Source organism: Pseudomonas sp. AP42 (genome assembly GCF_001728935.1).
GTDB lineage: Bacteria > Pseudomonadota > Gammaproteobacteria > Pseudomonadales > Pseudomonadaceae > Aquipseudomonas > Aquipseudomonas lactis.
This window is the reverse complement of record NZ_LYSO01000192.1, coordinates 1-4,880: the sequence shown is the minus strand read 5'-3', so window position 1 is coordinate 4,880 and position 4,880 is coordinate 1. Positions and strand designations below refer to the sequence as shown.

Here is a 4,880-nt window from a genome sequence, read left to right as displayed (position 1 = left end):
TCGCCGTCAGGGCGGAACCCTAAGTGGCCGTTACCTAAATAACGGATATGTACCCGGTCCAACTGTGTTGACTGTTAGGCCGCCTTCGCAGGCAAGCCAGCTCCCACATTTGGACTGCGGCGCGTCAGCTAGATCAGCGTCGTACCGAAGTGGTGTAGATACCGATGGCCATCCCAGGCAACCCAGCTCCCACACCGAATGGTGTCCACCGCGATTTTTATGGTCTTCAATCACCCCGCTGAATACTTCTTCAACAACCGCCAACCACAGGTCTAGGGTGACGCAACAATAAAAACAGCAGGATGCAGCAATGACCGCCATGACCCGCTGCCTGGACCGTCCTGGATGCATGCCACGGCTGTCCGCCCACCACCTGTTGCGTCCGCGCTTGTCACAGCCTTTGCTCGCGGCGCAGGCGCGTGTGAAGTTGCTGTGCGCGCCCGCTGGCAGTGGCAAGAGTGCACTGCTCGCCGAGTGTGCACTGCAGGCGCCGGCGGGGTGCCAGGTTCATTGGGTGCCGCTCCATGGCGCAGCACTCAGCCCGTTGGAGTTGTGCACACGGCTGGCGCAGCACCTGGGCCTGGTGTTTGTCGATGAAGCCACCTTATTGCTCGACCTCAGCCACTGGCCCAAGCCTGTGTGGCTGTTTCTGGATGATTTCTGCCGCCTGCCGGCCCCCGAATTGGACGCGTTGCTCGACCGTCTGCTCAGCGCCAGCAGTGCGCAACTGACGTGGTGGCTGGGTGCGCGGCGGCGCCCGGTGTGCAACTGGCCGCGCCTGTTGCTGGAGGACGAATTGCTGGAATGCAGTGAGTTGTCGTTCCACGCTGCGGAGGTCCAGGCACTGCTCGCCCCAGGGCAGAGCGGTGACAGCGTGATGCAGTTCAGCGGCGGTTGGTGTGCCGGTGTACGCATCGCCGCGCTGGGCGATAACCACCCCGACAAGACCTTGCTGGATTACCTGCAACACGAACTCTTCAGTACCTTGCCGACGCCATTGGTCGAAGCCTGGCACGTATTGGCCCACCTGCCACGCTTCAACCCAGGCTTGTGTGAACACCTGTTCGGCCATGGTGACGGCGAACAGTACCTGCGCGAGCTACAAGCACTCGGTGCATTTATCCAGCCCTGGGAAGGCACCGGCGACTGGCTGCAGGTGTTTGCACCGCTGACGCGACTGCTGCGCGACGAACCCTGGCCGGCCAAGCGTTCGTGGCACCGCCGCGCCTGCCAATGGTTCAGCGCCGAGCGCGACTGGCAAGCCGCCTTCGAGCAGGCATTGCTGGCGCAGGAATATGAAGTGGCGGTGAACCTGTTGCAGCACTTCAGTTTCGAGGACCTGTTTCGCCAGCAGAACGCCGTGCTGCTGTTGCGCCTGCATGAACAGCAGGGCGATGAACTGATGTTGGGCTCGGCGCAGTTGGTGGGGCTGCTCACGGCCGCGTTGTTGTTTGCCGGGCGCTTCGAACAGGCAGCCTTGTGCATCGAGCAACTGGCCCGCTTTGCCCCGCAACCGACGGCCGCCGCGCAACGCTATCTGCTGGCGCGCTGGCAGGCGCAATGGGGCTGGTTGCTGCATTTGAGCGGCGATGCTGAACGCTCCAGCGAGCATTTTCTGGAAGCCCTGCAAGCGCTGCCCGACAGCGCCTGGACATCGCGTCTGATGTGCCTGTCTGGCCTGACCCAGCAAGCCTTGCTGCGCGGTGAGTTGGAGGCCGCCCAACGCTTGAACCGTGAAGCGCTGTGTCTGGCTCGGTCCCACGGTTCACTGGTATTGGAGGCCCTGCTGGAGTTGGATCACGCCCAGTTGTTGGAACAGCGTGGCGCACCGTACCGGGCGCAAAGCCTGTTGGAAACGGTGCAAGCGATGTTGGCCGGGCAACGGCTCACCGCCGGGCCGTTGGTGGGGCGTATTGTCCTGCGGCGCGGGCATCTGGCCTTGCGTCAGGGCCAGGACGGCCTGGCCGCCGAATGTTTCGAGGCTGGCTTGAGCATGTGCCAGCAGAGCCAGGACAAGCGCGTGCTGTATGGCTTTCTGGGCCTGGCGCTGTTGGCTGCCAATCGTGGCGACTACGCCCAGGCGTTCATTCAGTTGCGCGACGCCGAGCGCCTGATGCAGCAGCGCCATGTGCCCGACACGGTGTACCGCGCGGTACTGCTGTTGGTCAGCGGGCACTTCTGGTTGCAGCAAGGCCGCGCCGAATTGACGGTGCAAGCCGTGCGCCGGGTGTTACGCCACTTTCGCGGGCCTTGCGCCAAGCAGGCACCGCCGGCCACCTTGGAACTGATCCCGCGCCTGGAATATTTGCTGGTGCTGGCCGAGGTCAAGCTGGGCTGTGCCGAGCAACCCATCGCACGGCTCAACGCCTTGCTCGACACCTCACGGCAACGCGGCATGCTGTGCCTGGAAACCGAATTGCACCTGGTGCTGGGTGAAGTGACCTGGCAACTCGGCGACCCGGCGTTGGCGCGCCGGTCGCTGCAAGCTGGCTTGGCGCTGGCGGAGCGTTGCCAGGTGCAGCAGGCGGTCCGCGAGTTGCGTTTGCGCGCGCCGGGGCTTTTAAGCGAGCTGGGCCTGGAGCCCCAGGCCGCGCCTGCCGGGGCGGCGCAGAACCCGCTGAGCCAGCGTGAACTGGAGGTGCTGCAACTGATCGCGCTTGGCAACTCCAACTTGGAAATCGCTGATCGCCTGTATATCTCCCTGCACACCGTCAAGACGCACGCGCGGCGTATCCACAGCAAACTCGGGGTAGAGCGACGCACCCAGGCGGTGGCCAAGGCGAAGACGTTGGGCTTGATGGTCTAGGCGCAGAATGCCTGGCGGTATTGGCTCGGCGTGGCGCCCATGGCGTGGCGAAAACGCTGGTTGAAATGGCTGGCGCTGGAAAAACCGCACAGCAAGGCCACCTCACTGATCGCTAAAGCACTGCTGCGCAGCAGGTTTTGCGCTCGCGCCAGACGCCGTGCCAGCAGGTACTGATGGGGCGGCACACCGAAGCTCTGGCGGAACATCCGGGCGAAATGGTATTCGGACAGCGCACACATGGCGGCCAATTGGCCGAGGCTGATGGCGTCTTCCCTATGCTGGTCGATGTACTCCACCAACCGCCGCCGTTGGTGCGCGGCCAAACCGCCTTTCAAGCGCAAGCCTTCGCGGGCGCCGACCTGGCTGAGCAAGGTATGGCTGAGCAGTTCATGGGCCAGGCTGCTCGTCAGCAGTCGCTCGCCGGGCTCGTGCCAGTTGAGGCTGACCAACTGGTGAAAACGCCGGGCCTGGAAGGGGTCTTCAAGGAAGGTGCCCTCACGCAATTGCAACTCCCGTGGCTCACGGTCCAGCAGGGTGACGCAGCCGAGGGCAAATTGTTCCGGGCTGAAATACAGGTGGGCCAGGCGAATATCGCCATTGATCACCCAGGCCGACTGATGCTCGGCCGGCAGGATGCACAGTTTGTCGGGGCCACCCTTGAGGCCCGGCTGATCACGCCGAAAGGTGCCCGTGCCGCCGCCGATGTAGCAGGACAAGGTGTGATGGCTGGGGGCCTGGTAATCCTGGGCGTCATGGTGGTTGCTCCACACGGCCGCAGCCAATCCGTCACCGAGCTCGGCGCAGGCTTGCAGGCGCGCGTGGGGCGAGCGGTTGAGGGCTTGGAAGACGTGCAGCGATTGCAGCTCTGGCATGGTGTGTTCTCCGACTCCTTGCATCCTACGCTCCACCGCTGGCGCTGTGAGCCCATCGCCCGACAAAAGCGCAAGAATGTGCAAGAGCCTGCGAGGGGGTGAAGGCCACACTGTGGCTCAATCGACGGAGCCGGCTATGAATCTTTTCCTGTATCTACTCACGGTGCTCATCTGGGGCACCACCTGGATCGCCCTCAAATGGCAGTTGGGCGTGGTGGCGATTCCTGTGTCGATTGTCTATCGCTTCGGCTTGGCCGCCCTGGTGCTGTTCGTGCTGTTGCTGCTCAGCCGCAAGTTGCAGGCGATGAACCGGCGCGGGCACCTGATCTGCCTGGCGCAGGGGCTGTGCCTGTTCTGCGTCAACTTCATGTGCTTTCTCACCGCCAGCCAATGGATCCCCAGTGGCCTGGTGGCGGTGGTGTTTTCCACGGCGACCTTGTGGAACGCGCTCAATGCCCGGGTGTTTTTCGGCCAGCGGGTGGCGCGCAACGTGCTGATGGGCGGCGCGCTTGGGCTGCTGGGGCTGGGCTTTTTGTTCTGGCCGGAGCTGGTTGGGCATACCGCCAGCCCGCAAACCTTGCTGGGCCTGGGCTTGGCGCTGCTGGGCACCCTGTGCTTCTCGGCGGGCAACCTGCTGTCCAGCCTGCAACAGAAGGCCGGGCTCAAGCCGCTGACCACCAATGCTTGGGGCATGGCCTATGGGGCGGCGATGCTGGCGACCTATTGCGCGGTGCGTGGCATTCCCTTCGAGATGGACTGGAGTGCACGGTATATCGGTGCGCTGTGGTACCTGGTGATCCCGGGCTCGGTGATTGGTTTTACCGCTTACCTCACTCTGGTGGGCCGCATGGGGCCGGAGAAAGCGGCCTATTGCACGGTGCTGTTTCCGGTGGTGGCGCTGAATGTGTCCGCATTCGCCGAGGGCTACCAGTGGACGGCGCCGGCGTTGATGGGGCTGGTGCTGGTGATGTTAGGGAATGTGCTGGTGTTTCGGAAGCCTCGGGCCATCGTGCCGGGCCTCAAGGCTAGCCGGGTCTGAATGTGGGAGCTGGCTTGCCTGCGATAGCGGCAACGCTTATCTACCAGACACCCCGCGATCCAACTGTGGGAGCGGGCTTGCTCGCGAAGGCGGCCTGACAGTCGACACCGTTGGATTGTGTGTATATCCATTGCTGCGGTAACGGCCGCTTAGGGTTCCGCCC

Annotated in this window: 3 protein-coding genes; 2 read left to right on the top strand and 1 reads right to left on the bottom strand. The window is 63.6% G+C overall.

The window, feature by feature from the left end:
• Nucleotides 1–310: 310 nt before the first annotated feature.
• Nucleotides 311–2,806 carry a LuxR C-terminal-related transcriptional regulator gene (locus A7K61_RS30225; protein WP_047711747.1) on the top strand — a complete coding sequence of 832 codons (2,496 nt, stop codon included), beginning with the start codon at nt 311–313 and terminating at the stop codon, nt 2,804–2,806.
• Here A7K61_RS30225 and A7K61_RS30220 read toward each other — a convergent pair.
• Nucleotides 2,803–3,678, bottom strand: a complete 876-nt coding sequence (locus A7K61_RS30220; RefSeq protein WP_044268336.1) for a helix-turn-helix domain-containing protein — start codon at nt 3,676–3,678, stop codon at nt 2,803–2,805. The two genes, A7K61_RS30225 and A7K61_RS30220, sit on opposite strands and share 4 nt — an antisense overlap.
• Before the next feature lie 136 nt (nt 3,679–3,814).
• Here A7K61_RS30220 and A7K61_RS30215 point away from each other — a divergent pair, with 136 nt between their 5' ends.
• Nucleotides 3,815–4,717: a DMT family transporter gene (locus tag A7K61_RS30215; protein WP_047711745.1), complete on the top strand. Its 903-nt coding sequence runs from the start codon at nt 3,815–3,817 to the stop codon at nt 4,715–4,717.
• The last annotated feature ends 163 nt before the right edge of the window (nt 4,718–4,880 follow it).